This window comes from Candidatus Aminicenantes bacterium, assembly GCA_026393855.1.
GTDB lineage: Bacteria > Acidobacteriota > Aminicenantia > Aminicenantales > UBA4085 > UBA4085.
In genome coordinates, this window is the sequence record JAPKZJ010000022.1 from 65,925 (window position 1) to 79,710 (window position 13,786).

Genomic DNA, 13,786 nt, shown 5'->3' on the forward strand with positions numbered 1-13,786 from the left:
ATGAGGGTGCGGACCAATGACTCGAACCAGACTGGAGGCGCCATGAATTTCCGACGCGCATCGGTCCCCCTGACTCTGATCCTGCTGCTCGCCGCGGCCGCCACCCTCTCCGCCGCGGCTCCCGCCCCAAAGCCGCCGGCCGGCTTGAAGAAGGCGCTCGATGCCTTTCGGACTTTCTATGCCAAGGGCATGGAGCAGGCGGGGATCGTCGGCGGCTCGCTCCTCATCCTGCACGACAACAAGGTCGTCGACAAGGCCCACTTCGGGATGGCCAACCAGGAGAAGTCCCAGCCGGTCGACGACCGCACCATCTACCACTGGGCCTCGATCACCAAGACGATGACCGGGATCGCCATCCTTCAGCTCCGCGACCGCGGCCGGCTCGGCCTCGACGATCCCATTGTCAAATACATCCCCGAGCTGCGGCAGGTCCACGACCCGTTCGGCGACATGTCCGAGATCACAGCACCTCCTAACCCATAGCGCGGGGTTCCGCGGCGCCACCTGGCCCTGGAAGGACAAGGCCTGGCAACCGCACGAGCCGACGCGCTGGGAGCAGCTGGCGGCGATGTTCCCTTACACCGGGATCGAATTCAAGCCGGGGAGCCAATGGAGCTACTCCAATCCCGGGATCATTTTCCTGGGCCGCGTCATCGAGCTTCTCACGGGCGACGATTACGAAGTCTATATCGACAAGAACATCCTCAAGCCGCTCAAAATGCACGAGAGCTACTTCGACGCGACCCCCTACCACCTGCTGAAGAACCGGGCTCAGAGCTATTCTCGGGAGGCCGGCGCATTGACGGCGGCCCCGTTCGACGTCGATACGGGCATCACGGTTTCCAACGGCGGGCTGAACGCCCCGATCATTGATTTCGCCGAGTACCTGAATTTCCTGATGGGCGATCCGAAGAAACAGGCCGTCTACGACGGAATCCTGAAGCGTTCCTCCCTCGAGGAGATGTTCAGGCCCGTACTCAAAATCGAGCCCGACTCACCGCCCGCACCGGGCCAAGAGCCGTCCGAGGCATCGCAAGGGCTGATCTTCTTCCTGGAAAAGCACTTCGGGACGATCTACGTGGCCCATAGCGGTCACCAGAACGCGTTCGTCAGCCACTTCTACCTGCAGCCGGAAGCCCGGACCGCCTATGTGGCCGCCTACAATACCTACGCGAGCCCGAAAGAGGGAACGCCGCCCGAAGCCGCGTTCGGCACGGACCGGCTGGACGGCGAGATCAGGGATTATTTGTTCAAGAACGTATTCCCACAGCTGAGTCGGCCGGCTAAATAGAAAAGCCACGGCCCTCGCGGCTCCGAGACTTCTTCAGCCAGCGCTGGTTGAGGCCGGAAGCGGGGCCTTCGCCTCCGCCTCCGGACGGTCAAGGTCGAGCGCGGCGATACTAGGGAAGCAGGCCGGCTTGATTCAACAGCCACAGAGTGAGCCAGACGATGAAAGGCCCCAAGGAAACGGCGATCAGACGGATGCCGAGCGGGCGATTCGTTTTCAAGCGAACAAGCCCAAACACGAAAAGAACGAGACCGAGGATGCCCAGAAGCCAGAACGTCCAATAGGTGGAAGTGGACCAGGGCAGGAAATAACTGATCAGGATGGAACCAAGCAAGAGCCAAACTGCGTCCCGGGCAGTCCCCTCCTGTCTCATGCGCCCTCCTTCCGGTGCAGGTCTACCGCTTTTGTGTAGACGGGCCCCTTGGCATCTTCCGCACCGAAAGTCGTTGCCTCGACTTTGACGTTGGCTGCGAAATGGAACTCGGACTTGCCCATGACCGTCGACTCGTAGAGCAGCGCATCGGCCGTGTCCACGAGGAAGGCTTTGAGCTTGTTCATGGGGTTGGCCTTGATCTCTTTTTTAAGGCTCTCGATGTCCTTCGCGCTCGAGCTGACCGCGACCTGGAAATTCGCGCCCTTTTTGACGAGCACATCACCGAAATCGTCGGCTGCGGTGACGCCCTCGGGAGCCTGCATGATGACCGGGAAAGACGCGGACGCTTTCGAGAGGTCGAGGGAAACGAGCTTCGGGCCCGCTTGCGGCCCGGCCGCGGCCGTCATCAGAACAGCCGCCCCGATGAGGAAACCGATCGCGACCAACGATTTTTTCATGAGACCCTCCTTCGGGCTTCGTTCAGACCACCTTTCGGATTGAGCCTTCGGCCCATATCCTAATCGGCTCTTTAGATGATTTCCCAAGGCAGCGCGTGGGGGAATCTTAACATCGTCGGGGCCAGCCGTCAAAGACGAAAGGAAACCAATCCCGAGATTTGAAAAGAGACGGTCCTGCACTATAATGCAGGAAAAGGAGGGCTCCATGTCCCATCGCTTGCCGCGGCTTAGCTGGCTCTTGGCCGGAATGCTCCTGACCTTGTTCTCGACGGCGGCCGACTGCCCGCCAGGAAACGTCATCACCAAAATGACTTCCTCGATGCAGGCGTTCAAAGACGCCCTGCCCCTGGATTATGCCTCGCTGAAAACGGGCGGCGCCCAGCTCTCTAAGAACGGAAAAGAGCTGCATGTCTGCCTGGCCAACGAGGTCTTCCCGATCGCGGCCATGGCCAACAGCTTCGTGCTGCCGCTGACCCAAAAAGGGCAGTTCATCCTGCAGCTCAATTTTTCGAACGGCGCCGACGCCGTCAAGCCCGGGCCATACAATCCCGACGCCGGTTACGGCAAGCCGTTCTGGGTCAGCGCCGAGGTGAAAGTCATGGTCGGCACGAAAGGCACCATCGCCATGCTGGGAGCGCGAACGGGGACGGCGGAAATCATCAAGATGAGCGAAACCATGGTTTGCGGCCGGTTCCACTTGCAAGCCAAGGCGGGAGAGATCGTGAACTCAGAGGTCGCCGGCGAGTTCAACGTCAAGCTGGAAAAAGCCCGCTATTAATCCCGACGTCCGGCCTTCGGTTTAGCCCATATTTTTTTTCAACCCCAAAAGGGGCGATAATCGCGGCAGGAGGAAGAAAAATGAAAGTCGGCAACCTCAATGATCCGGGTGACCTTGTCCAGTTGAAGCGGCTTTGCGGAGATTATGGCTTAAGCCGTACGGCGGCAACCGCGAATCCGCTGAACACCAGCCCGGGCGAGTGCGAATCGGAGGCGTGCTCGGCCGCCTGCATCGCTATTTGCGCGGCGTGCGCTATTTCCGTGTGAAGGATCCTTCTTCTTGTATTATTACGCGTTGACAGGTTGATTGATTCGCGAATAATATTGGAAGAGACAGGGAAAGCATCCATCCATTTTGAGCCCAGACTCGCCAATCGGTTGACCTGAGATTGTTCTTTAGCCTCGCAAGGGGCCAGGCTCGCGTGAGGAGGAATCAAAATGAAAGTCGGCGATCCGAATGAGGCGGGGGATCTTGTCCAACTGAAGCGGCTGTGCGGCGATTATGGCTTGGACCGTGCGACGGCGGCCACGAGCCGGCGGACCGCAAGCGTGGAAGAATGCGGCCCGGGGAAGTGCGAATCGGAGTGCGCCTTCGTTTGCTTGTCTTGCTATATCAAGCCATAACCGACGGAAACAGAAAGACCTCATCCCTTTCCCGCCCGGGCCCCCGAATGGGCCGGCCGGGAAATGGATCAGTCCCGAGAGGGGCCATGATCGCAGAAGGAGGAATTAAAATGAAAGTCGGCGATCCCAATGATCCGGGTGACCTGGCCGGGTTGAAGCGGCTGTGCGGAGATTATGGCTTGAGCCGGACGGCGGCGACCACGAGTCCGCGGAACACAAACGCGCGCGATTGCGGGTCCGACGTGCTGACTTGCCCGATTTCCTGCGAAAGCTGCATCAAATGCGTGGATGATTGCACCATCAAACAATAAGCCCGACTAGAAAGAAGGGACGCTTCCGTATCATGGGTGCCCGCAGGCGCATCAAACAAGGACCGATCATCGATATCGAGTCCGGAAAGATCTTGGGACTTTGAATACCGCCCCAGACGAGATTCTGGTTGTATCCCCCGACTGGGAGCTTAAACGGAACGGGACGCGCGCCGTTCTGCTGAATCGGGACCCCAAAACCCTCAGCTATATCATTCTCAATCCATTCCAGACGTTGACGGCCTCCCTCTTCAACGGCGACCGATCCGTGTCCGACGTAGCCGGCGTCCTCATATTCCTCCTGGACCTCTCCCGGCCCGAGGCCGAGGCTCTCGTTCAAGACACGGTGGCTTGGACGAATCGCGACAAAACGCTGCGTCTGCTGCCGCGACGGGAGGCGGGCGATCGCCCGATTCCGGCCTACTCGCCCCAGGAGTTTCTCGGCCGCCCCACGCCGCTTGAGCATCCCAATCGTTTGGAAGTCCCTCTCACGCTCAACATCACTTTGACCCACCGCTGCCAAACGCAATGCCGTTACTGCTACGCGGAAAGACGCGGCGTCGCTCCGGCCGACGAGCTGTCCGTCGCCGCTTGGAGCGATTTGATCGATCAGGCGGCGGGCTTGGGGATTTCGCGCGTCGGCCTCCTCGGAGGCGACCCCATGGCTCGCCCCGACGCCCTCGAGGTTTTCCGGCATTTGGTCGAGCGTGGCATGTGGTTCTTCGTCTCCACCAAATGTCATATCGACAGGGAAACGGCCCATCGTCTGGCGGCGATGGGTCTCGGCGAGCGGAACGTCCAGTTCAGCATGGATGCGCCGACGCCCGATATGGCGGACGCCCTCGTCGGTTCCCCCGGCTTTTATAAACGCGCCCTGGAATCGCTGGAGAACCTATTGGCCAACGGCATCCCCGTGCGCGCCAAAGCCGTCCTCACCCCCTCGAATGCCCGATCGGCGCCGGCCCTCGTCCGAACTTGGTACGGCCTGGGCATCCGGGAAATGCAGTTGATCGACTATGGCCGGTCTCATTACCATCACAGCGATGATCTGTTCATGGACCCGGCCGACAGCGCCTGGGTCGCCGATCAGGTGGCCGAATTGCGGCGGGAGCTCCCGGGCCTCGACATCGTCTACGGCGCGCAGGCCCGCGACGCCAAAAAGGACGGCCTCGAAAGCCCGACCGAGAGCCAAAGATGGGAAACCTGGGCCCGCCGGGCGCGCTGCTCGGGCGGGGCCAGCTCCATGAGCGTCGCTCCGGACGGGCTGGTCTTTCTCTGCGAGCAAATCCCGCAAATCCCGGAGCATTTCGTCGGCGACCTCCGACGTCAGACCCTCATGGACGTATGGAACTCGGATCGTCTCTTCGCGTATATCTACCCGGATCGCGAACAGCTGATCGGCTCGGCCTGTCGCGATTGCGACCGGTTCGACGACTGCCACCGCGCGAGCGGCCATTGCTTTCGTGACGCCCTTTTCGCCTACGGGAGCCGCTATATGCCGTCGCCCCGATGCCCGAAGGCTCCTGCCGGCGCGCCCCGCATCTACTGAACGCCGCCGAGACCGGCGGTTGTCCCCTGCTCCCGACTCGAGACCTCCCTGAGGCCGTCGACGGCGAAAATCTTCACCCCGCTGTGTCCTTTGATCGCAGCCGATCCCAAAGATCGGGCGATCACCCTCTCCCTCACGCGCTCATAGGCGGCCTCGCTGATCAGGATGGTCTCCCGGTATTCCTTGGTCAGGCCCTCGATACGGGAAGCGATATTGGTATTGTCGCCGATCGCCGTGTAGTCCATCTTTTTTGTCGATCCCATGTTCCCGACAATGGCGTCGCCGAAGTGAATCCCCATCCCGACGCGGAGATCCTCCAGCCCATAGCGCCGCCACTCCGGCCTTAATCCGGAGATCGCTTCTTTCATCCGCAAAGCGGCGCTGACGGCGGCGAAGACGGGATCGTCGTTCCGCTGGGGGGCGCCGAAGAACGCGAAGATGCCGTCTCCCGTCAATTGCGAGACGGTCCCTTGGCCGCCGACGATGATGTCCGTCATCTCCGTGTGGTACCGATTGAGGAAGCGGACGACCTTTTGGGGGTCGTCTTTGTTGCTTTCGGCATAGGAGGTGAAGCCCCTGATGTCGATGAACAAGAGCGCCAATCGTCTTTGCTCGCCTTCCGTCAGCTTGTCGATATCGGCATCTATGATCTGATCGATGACGCCGTCGGGCACATAGCAGGCGAAGCGCTTTCTGATTCTGATCCTCTTGCGCTCTTCCGCATAGTAATGGAAAACCGCCGTGGCCACGAACGAGAAGACGATGGCCGCCAGCAGCGGCATCAGACGAACCAGGTAAAGACGGTTAAAGGCCAAAACGGAGGCTCCCAGAAGGACCCCGGTTTCGGCCAGGCAGATAAAAGCGGCCGGAACGGGCCGCCGTCGGTAACACAGCCAGATGGTCAAAAGGGTTATGGCATAAATGAGGCATGCTCCCGCGAGAGTCCCCGGTTCACGAAAAGAGCGTCCCGACAGCAAAGTCGCCAAGGCCGCGGCCTGAATGACGACGCCGTCCGTCATTTTCCGGCTTGAAAAAGACAAAGGCGTCGAATGCTTGTCCTCGAAGGACAGGGAGGATCCGAGCAGGACCACCTTGTTCTCAAATTCACGCCCTTGAGGAGGGCCCGGCTTTTGGCTCCGCTCATAGACGTCATGAAAGGAATAGACGGGGATGCTTGGGGCCAGCGAGTAATCGATGAGGATCGTTTGGCCGGGCCCGGATAACGGCCGGTCGGAATATATCCTGGCCAGCAAGCCGGACATGGCCTCGTATCTTTTCCCTCCCGCCTCGAAGGAGAGCTGTTGCCTCCTGATGTGATCGTCCGCATCTTCGGTCAAAAAAAACGTCGCCAGATTGGCTTCTCCGGCCGCCACCAAGTAGCCTTGCAGGGGCGCCTGGTCCCGCAGCGAAAAGCCGATGGCGACGGCGACCCCCTTTTTCCTGGCTGCCAGGAAAGACCGCATGTAGACGCTCTCATACCCTCCCTCGATCTTATCTTCCAGGGAGATGGAAGGGAGCTCCATATCCAGGCCGATGGTCTTGACCCCTGCGTCAACCAGATAGCGGATGACCTCGGATATATAGGTATGGTAGAGAATCAACGGCTGATTGATCTTCTTATAGTCTTCCTCATCGATGGCGATGACGATGATGTCCTTGGCCGCATCTTGTTTGGGCTTCGGCTTGAATAAAAATCGGAAATCGATGGACCGCAGCTCCAGCTGATTCCGGGTTCCCGTCCCGGGAATGACGCGATGGTCCGTCAGGACGGCGAGAAAGCCGACGAGCAAGGCGATGAGGGCATAAGGGAGAAGGGACTTTCGAGACAAGTGCGAGCGCCGCTTCAATAGGCTTGGCAAGGCAGACTTCTGAGCTCGATGATTTTCATGCGCCTGTCTTTCAAAGACTCGCTCTCCCCGTGCTGTCTTTGAAGGAGGCCATATTGCTTCAAAGCCTCATCGTATAAGCGGTGTTCCTCCAGAAATAAAATATAACGAAATCGGGTCGTGGGATCGGAGGCGCCGGCTTCCAACGGCGCCTGATAGGAAGCGGCCTCTTTCTTGATCTCCGCCCATTCGGCGACGGGAGGCAGACTGAAACAGCTCGTCTTTTTGGCCAAGACAGATCCGCCGTCCCAGGCTTCGACGACCCATTTATATCCGTCGCCGGGATTTAAAGGAGCCGCATCGGAAGGGAAAGGCAGGGATTCCGCGTTGGTCGTCTTCTGCCAAAGGGGCTCGTTTTTTGAGGCCGGATATAATCTGACGACGTACCTCCGGGCCAACGGGTAGGGACTCCAGCGAAAGACGGGCCTGTCTTCGATCGTCCTGGTATTCGAAAGGCTCCCCACCTCCAATTCGAAGTCTTCCTGGATGCCTTTGAACGTAAAGCTCCCTTTTTGCGGTGCGGCGATCTGCGGCAAATTGATTCGATTTCGTTGACGGATCTGAGCGGGAGCCGGACGGCTGCCGCTTTTTTCGACGACGAATTTCGCCCCGCCGGGCCAGGTCTCCTCCTGCCCCGATTCCAGATACGCGATCATCAGAGAGGCGCCGGGCGCCGTCTCGACGGAGTCCCCCGGATAAAGCAAGCTTCCCAGATCAATCGCTTTTCGGACTCCCGCATGCGACACGAAAGCCCGGTCCTTCACGTCCATCACGATCGCGCTATACCCGACTTCCCCGGCCGGGGCCGGCCCGGGGATCATCGCGAAGGCCAGCATGATGACCGTCCATCGGATCGCGGGGGCGGCGGCATTACTTTTCATGGGCCAGGCTCCTCATCATTCGATTTTCCACCCGGGCGAATCGTTCGGTGACGGCTTTGAGCATTTCGATGCCGATGTCGGGAAAGGCCCGAATGATCGCGTAGAGCCTTTCCTTCGAGATGACGGAGACGAGAGTCTCTTCGACGGCTTTGACCGAGGCTGTGCGCAAGCCGTTCCCAAAGAGCGCCAGTTCGCCGAACAGGCCCCCGGGCCCCATTCGATTCAGGAGCATCGATTGGCCCGCGTCGGTTATTCGGGAGACTTCGACGGCCCCGGTATAAATCATGTAGGCTTCGCCGCCTTCCTCCCCTTCATTGACGATGGCTTCTCCGGCCTCGTAAATGATGTTTTCCGTCGTCAGGGCGATGATTCTGAGGTCTTCCTCTTTCAAGGCATGAAACAGGGATACGGTTTTCAGTAATTGAATTTCCCCGGGCAGAGAAATCTTCATTCAATTGCTCCCCTGATACAAATTATTGAACAATCCGCCCTTCTTCATCAAGTCCTCAAATGTGCCCTGCTCGACGATCCGGCCCTTGTCGAAGACCAGAATTTCGTCATAATCCTTGATGATATTCAACCGGTGAGCGATCGAAATGACCGTTTTATCCCTGTACTTTTCGGCCACCAGGTCGTTGATCCGAGCCTGGGAGGCCATATCCAGAGCCGCGGTGGCCTCATCCAGGATGAGGACGGACGGATTCTTGAGCAAGATTCTGGCGATAACGACCTTCTGCCTTTGCCCTCCGGACAATTTCGCGCCTCGTTCCCCCACGTTGAACTCCAGGCCCAGCTTGACGGCCAGGCTTTCCAGCCCGGCCTCTTGGACGAGCTTTCTGACCAAAGCCTGAATCTCTTCATTGGCCTTTTTCCTCAAGGGATCGATGTTTCCAAAAACGATATTTTCCAGGAGACTCAGGAACGGGTTGAAGGCGGCCTCATCAAAGAATTCAATTTCCCCCTTCGATTTTTCCGAAAGACATCTTTTGACATCCGGCCTCAGACTGAGAATCTCCGCTCTCATGGTCTCGTCCAAGACCTGTTCTTTTGATTGGCCCGGGCAATGGGTCAGCGCCAGCTCGATGATTTCCTCGACCAGGGCCGGGTCGACTGGCTCGATTCGCGCGCCAGCATCGCCGCCCAAGGGAAGTCTAGCGTTGATCTTTCTTCGGCTTTCGATTTGCTTGGGATCGAATTCAATATAATCCAGCAGCGGCGATTTTTCTTTGGCCAGCTTCTCCAGGAGCAGGTGATCCGTCCGGGCCAGCCGGAGTCCGATTTGAAAGAGCTTTTCCCAGAGGCCCTTGGCCTTCAGGCCGTCCTGCAAACGCTCCCGGCAGAACCGTCGCCCGGAGCCGAATCGTTCCGTGATCGCCGCGGTCGGACAAAAAACGATATTTTCAAAGATCGAGCCGTATTCCAAAAACCGATCGTCCCTATAGAATTCGACATATTCACGATGCGGACCCGCGATCTCGCTCCGCAGCTCGTTTCTGGCCTTGACGATTTTGGCCTGGTCGGACGCCGTGATCGCGCCGGCTTCCGGCTTCGGCCTTGAACGCAAGCCCATATTGATGACGTCCTCAAACAACCCCACATCCTTGACCGTGTCGAGAAGCCGCTGCTCCAGCCCCGCCGGGGTCCCGAGATGATCGAACAAGGAATAATCCACCCAGGTCTCGATCTGATCGGCTTCGCCGGCGGGCTTCCTCAGCAAGGCGTAAAGGATATTGTTCTTGATCGTGTCATTGAACAGGAAAAGGTTTTGATTGACGTAGCCGATCTTCGTCCTCAGGTCGTACAGGGGGATGGCCTCGGCCTTTTTCCCGCCGATCGCGATATTCCCGCCGAGGGGCTTATAGATCGTCCCCAACAGAGCGGCCGTCAAGCTCTTGCCGGATCCGGACGGCCCGACCAAAGCGACTTTTTTGCCGAAGGGAGCGGCAAAATTGATGTCGTTCAACAGCATTTGATCGGCCGTGAAGCCGAACTGAACCTGGTCGAATTGGATGTCCCCCACGGCCGCCGCCGGGCCTTCCTCTGGTGCGAAGATGCCGGCTTCAGACTCCGAGCGGAAATATTCGTCGAGCTTGTCGAGGCGCACGCTGACCTGGCGCCATTCCGTAATGAAGTTCATGATGGCGACGAGCTGATTGTACAAAATATTGACTACGACAATGGCCGCCACCAGCGTCCCCGGCGCCAGGTCGCCCTTCAGACAGAGGCTCCCGCCGTACAGATAGAGCGAGACCGGAGCCAGCCGCATGATGGTTTTGATCAAGGCATCCAAGCCACCGGAGGTTTTGGCCATGTGGAAGTTTCGATCCACCGATTCCCGGATCTTCTTCTTCAGCCGCGATTCCTCGAAAAAATAGGTCTGACTGGCGCGAACATCCGCGATGCCGCCGAAAACCTCCTGAAAGTGGCCGGTCAGGTTCCCGGCGCTGTTGATGCTCTCCGCCGTCAGCTTCTGGATCCTTCGGTTGAACTTCGGAAGAATGATCAGGTAAAGAGGAATGAAGAGGATGCCGACGAACGCCAGCCTGGCATTCAGCCTGAACAAATAGACGCCGTAGAAGATGGTCATGAATATCTTGATCATCGGCTGCATGAACATTTTCGCGAAAAAGCTGCCGATCGTTCCGGCTTCATTCATGATTCGGTTGATGATCTGCCCGATCGGATTCTTATTGAAAAAATCCTGGGGCAGCTGGAGAAGATGATTGAAAAGCCTGACCCGGAGATCGCTGATAAAAGCCTGGCTGAAGCGCGAGTAGATGACCGTCAATCCATACTCGCCGGCCCCGCTCGCAAGCGCGGCCGCCAGCAAAACAAGACCATAGGTGAGGAGCCGCGGCCCCCCCCCCGTTCCGTCGGAGGCCGGCTTCGAAATCAGGTTGATGATGCGGCGGCCGATTTCCGTCTCGGCGATCCCTATCCAGATAACGGTGACGGCGATCAACAGCATCAAAATCAAAGCGACCTTATATTTCTTGAGCAGCTCCCTCAAAATCTTACTTTTCATGATTGGCCACTCCCTCTCTCCACATGCCGACCTCCCCTTTAGGGCCGTCTGACCGGCCGCCCGATCGTTTCGTCTCCGGGCCGGCCCGATACGATCCAGGCCCCGGCCTCCGCGTCCCTCCGGCGATGAAAGGCCTTCGGCGTCTGGACGCTGATCTCGCGCCTTTCCGGAGACGATTCGGCCGCCCTCGCGATCGTCCGGACCTCGTCGGCCGTAAAGCCCGCGTTCCGGAGCGTCCCGGCCAGTTCCCCCTCGAGATATGCCCGGCCTTTGAGAGCAGCAAGCTTTTCGGCGTTGATCCGGCCTTTCAGCGTCCCGAGGGTACGATCGGTGATGACGATCCACGATTTCACGAACGGGGGAACGATGCCTCTCGTCTTCGGGCTCTCCGGGAGCCGGGGCACTATAGAAGCGGCATAGTCAAGCCAAGCCCCCACCAGAAGCCGGCCGCCCTCCCGGGGCGCCTCGGAAAAGCCTTGCCGAAGGGCATAGGTCAGGAGTCCATGGCCGAGGCTTTCCATCTCGACAGCGAACTGATCGCTCTGGGAGGCCGTGAGGATCTCCATCCCCTTCTCCCAGGCCAGCTGGGCGATGCTCCGGGAATTCATGGGTCCCACTCGCCACTCATCCGCCTCGAGCACCTGACCCGATCGGCAGGCGTCGATGATGAGAGCGATCTGCCGCGCCTGCAGGCCGCCCTTCCCTTCGCACCCCGTAAGAATCTCCTGCAGGTCCTTGTCGCTGACGCCTCGGGCGCACAAATCCCTCAAAGGCGCATTTTTCCGGCCGCCCAGGTCGTGCGGGAGAAAGTAGAACGTTTTATCGAAGATCGCGCCGTGGCCGGAATAGGTGATGATGACCGAGTCTTCGGGCTCGATCGTCTTGACCAGGTCCTTCAGCGCCGCAAGCATGCCCGCTCGGGTGGCCTTTTCGTCGAGCAGGAGGCGCGTGACGATGCGGTCCGCGGGGAAGGGCAGGTTCTTCTTCAACGCGGCCGCGAGATCGTCCGCGTCTTGGACGGCATAGCCAAGATTCAAGCGCTCGAGCGAGTAGCGATTGATCCCGATGGAGAGGATGAAGGCTCGCGGCAGCCGCTTCAGGGAATCGAATCCTTTCACGGCGGCGGTCACATCCCGGCTTTTGACATTGTCCCGATTGAAGGCGTAAGCGGACAAGGAGTTCAATCCCCGGACGATGGGGATTTCGCAACTCAATGACGAGCCCGATTTCCGCTCTCCGGGCCATTTGGCAACGAGGGTGCTGTCCCTGAAGAGGCGCACATCCTTCACCCGGGAGCCGGTCGGATGAGCCCGGTCGGGGGGAGCCTCGTTCAGGCGTAATTTCACCGTGACCGTGCGGGACGAGCTTTCGCGCGGCGCGTCGATGGCCACGACGGGCAGGCGCCGATCCTTTGCGGCGATCGTCAGGGAGGCTCTCGGATCGCCTCTCTCTCTCAGCACTTCGGGAATCGGCTTGCCGCGCAGGAACACGTCTTTCAGGAGGCCGGGCTGATAAAACTCGCTGAAGTACTGCTCCGGCTCCGCGGCATCGAAGATATTGTCCCCCAGGCGCCAGAGGATTTTCTGCCAGCCGCCGGCCGTCCCATCGAAGAAGCCCTCCGGAGAGACGGCCAGCCAGTCGCGGCCGGCTTGGAAATCAAGCGCGGTCGCCAACGGGTCTCCCGTCGCGGCATCCCAAAGCCTGATCGTCGTATCTTCGCTTGCGGAAGCGAGAATCCGCCCGTCGAGGCTGAAAACCGCCGCCCATATCTCGTCGGCATGCCCTTCCAGAGTGGCGAGAAGCCTCCCCGCGGGCACCTCCCAAAGCTTCACCGTGCCGTCGCGGCTTCCGGTGGCCAGGACTTTTCCATCCGGGGAATAGGCCGCCAGACGGACCGAATCCCGATGTCCTTCCAGGGATGCGAGGAGCGTTCCCGAAGCCATGTCCCAAAGCCTGGCCGTTTGGTCGTAGCCCACGGTGGCAAGAGTTCTTCCGTCGGGGCCGACGGCCAGGTTGAGAATCCAGTTCCCGTGTCCGGACAAAGTGGCCAGCCGCTTCCCCGTATCCATGTCCCAGAGGCGCGCCAGCTTGTCGTTGCCGCCGGCCGCCAGCTTCCTGCCGTCCGGGCTGAAAGCCAGGGCCACGATGGGATATTCCGAAGCATCCCCGAGGGTTCCGACCAGCTTGCCGTTCGAGGTATCCCAGATTCGGATCAGGCCATCATCCCGTCCCGAGGCCAGCGCCGAGCCGTCGGGACTGAAGGAGAGGGCATTCACCTTCTCCGAATGACCGGTCAATGTAGCCAGAAGCCTCCCGGAATCCGCATCCCAGACCTTGATGGTGTGGTCGACGCTTCCTGTGGCCAGAACCCGCCCATCAGGGCTGTAAGCGAGGCAGGAGATGACCCCGGAGTGGCCGTTCTGCAGGACGGGCTCGGGCAGGCTCCCGGGGCCTGCCGCGGCAGGCTCTTTCTGCGGCGAAGAAGAAGCCGCCGTCAACAGGACAAGGGCGAGGAGGACCGCTGCTCGACGCAGGAAACGCCTCAAAGGCCGAAAATTTCGTTTACAGAATTCAAGCCGATTTCCCCGCTCCTCTCTACGGCCAAGCATAGGAGCCG

Annotated in this window: 12 protein-coding genes; 5 read left to right on the forward strand and 7 right to left on the reverse strand. The window is 59.5% G+C overall.

The window, feature by feature from the left end; translation table 11 throughout:
* Window positions 1-42 precede the first annotated feature (42 nt).
* On the forward strand, window positions 43-483 hold the full coding sequence (locus tag NTZ26_03215; protein MCX6559503.1) for a serine hydrolase: 441 nt from the start codon (window positions 43-45) through the stop codon (window positions 481-483).
* On the forward strand, window positions 401-1,291 hold the full coding sequence (locus tag NTZ26_03220; GenBank protein ID MCX6559504.1) for a serine hydrolase: 891 nt from the start codon (window positions 401-403) through the stop codon (window positions 1,289-1,291). The genes NTZ26_03215 and NTZ26_03220 overlap by 83 nt, the downstream gene beginning before the upstream one ends.
* 109 nt (window positions 1,292-1,400) lie before the next feature.
* Here NTZ26_03220 and NTZ26_03225 read toward each other — a convergent pair whose 3' ends face one another.
* Window positions 1,401-1,661, reverse strand: a complete 261-nt coding sequence (locus tag NTZ26_03225) for a hypothetical protein (protein MCX6559505.1) — start codon at window positions 1,659-1,661, stop codon at window positions 1,401-1,403.
* Entirely contained in the window at window positions 1,658-2,119 is a 462-nt protein-coding gene (locus NTZ26_03230; protein ID MCX6559506.1) for a hypothetical protein, read from the reverse strand. The genes NTZ26_03225 and NTZ26_03230 overlap by 4 nt, the downstream gene beginning before the upstream one ends.
* Window positions 2,120-2,324: 205 nt before the next feature.
* Here NTZ26_03230 and NTZ26_03235 point away from each other — a divergent pair, with 205 nt between their 5' ends.
* The 3 genes from NTZ26_03235 (at window position 2,325) to NTZ26_03245 (ending at window position 5,377) form a co-directional block, all read left to right on the forward strand.
* The gene (locus NTZ26_03235; protein ID MCX6559507.1) at window positions 2,325-2,897 is read left to right on the forward strand and encodes a hypothetical protein; all 573 of its coding nucleotides are present in this window, start codon (window positions 2,325-2,327) and stop codon (window positions 2,895-2,897) included.
* A gap of 80 nt (window positions 2,898-2,977) precedes the next feature.
* Window positions 2,978-3,163, forward strand: a complete 186-nt coding sequence (locus tag NTZ26_03240) for a hypothetical protein (GenBank protein ID MCX6559508.1) — start codon at window positions 2,978-2,980, stop codon at window positions 3,161-3,163.
* Between the two features lie 768 nt (window positions 3,164-3,931).
* A complete protein-coding gene (locus tag NTZ26_03245; GenBank protein MCX6559509.1) occupies window positions 3,932-5,377 on the forward strand; it encodes a radical SAM protein in 1,446 nt (481 codons plus the stop codon).
* On the opposite strand, the gene NTZ26_03250 is transcribed toward NTZ26_03245, so the two are convergent.
* Genes NTZ26_03250 through NTZ26_03270 form a run of 5 tightly spaced genes read right to left on the reverse strand, consistent with a single transcriptional unit; the run spans window position 5,371 to window position 13,715 of the window.
* A complete protein-coding gene (locus tag NTZ26_03250; protein MCX6559510.1) occupies window positions 5,371-7,206 on the reverse strand; it encodes an adenylate/guanylate cyclase domain-containing protein in 1,836 nt (611 codons plus the stop codon). The two genes, NTZ26_03245 and NTZ26_03250, sit on opposite strands and share 7 nt — an antisense overlap.
* A 14-nt stretch (window positions 7,207-7,220) precedes the next feature.
* A complete protein-coding gene (locus NTZ26_03255; protein MCX6559511.1) occupies window positions 7,221-8,144 on the reverse strand; it encodes a hypothetical protein in 924 nt (307 codons plus the stop codon).
* On the reverse strand, window positions 8,134-8,595 hold the full coding sequence (locus NTZ26_03260) for a cyclic nucleotide-binding domain-containing protein (GenBank protein ID MCX6559512.1): 462 nt from the start codon (window positions 8,593-8,595) through the stop codon (window positions 8,134-8,136). Before NTZ26_03260 ends, NTZ26_03255 begins: the two co-directional genes overlap by 11 nt.
* Window positions 8,596-11,169, reverse strand: coding sequence for an ABC transporter transmembrane domain-containing protein (locus tag NTZ26_03265; protein ID MCX6559513.1), 2,574 nt, complete (start codon window positions 11,167-11,169; stop codon window positions 8,596-8,598).
* 38 nt (window positions 11,170-11,207) lie between these two features.
* On the reverse strand, window positions 11,208-13,715 hold the full coding sequence (locus NTZ26_03270) for a caspase family protein (protein ID MCX6559514.1): 2,508 nt from the start codon (window positions 13,713-13,715) through the stop codon (window positions 11,208-11,210).
* Window positions 13,716-13,786 lie beyond the last annotated feature (71 nt).

Bases quoted from the DNA above. Each gene is read 5' to 3' on its own strand.
- NTZ26_03215 (MCX6559503.1), top strand. From the start codon at position 43: ATGAATTTCCGACGCGCATCGGTCCCCCTGACTCTGATCCTGCTGCTC.
- NTZ26_03225 (MCX6559505.1), bottom strand. From the start codon at position 1,661: ATGAGACAGGAGGGGACTGCCCGGGACGCAGTTTGGCTCTTGCTTGGT.
- NTZ26_03230 (MCX6559506.1), bottom strand. From the start codon at position 2,119: ATGAAAAAATCGTTGGTCGCGATCGGTTTCCTCATCGGGGCGGCTGTT.
- NTZ26_03235 (MCX6559507.1), top strand. From the start codon at position 2,325: ATGTCCCATCGCTTGCCGCGGCTTAGCTGGCTCTTGGCCGGAATGCTC.
- NTZ26_03240 (MCX6559508.1), top strand. From the start codon at position 2,978: ATGAAAGTCGGCAACCTCAATGATCCGGGTGACCTTGTCCAGTTGAAG.
- NTZ26_03255 (MCX6559511.1), bottom strand. From the start codon at position 8,144: ATGAAAAGTAATGCCGCCGCCCCCGCGATCCGATGGACGGTCATCATG.
- NTZ26_03260 (MCX6559512.1), bottom strand. From the start codon at position 8,595: ATGAAGATTTCTCTGCCCGGGGAAATTCAATTACTGAAAACCGTATCC.
- NTZ26_03265 (MCX6559513.1), bottom strand. From the start codon at position 11,169: ATGAAAAGTAAGATTTTGAGGGAGCTGCTCAAGAAATATAAGGTCGCT.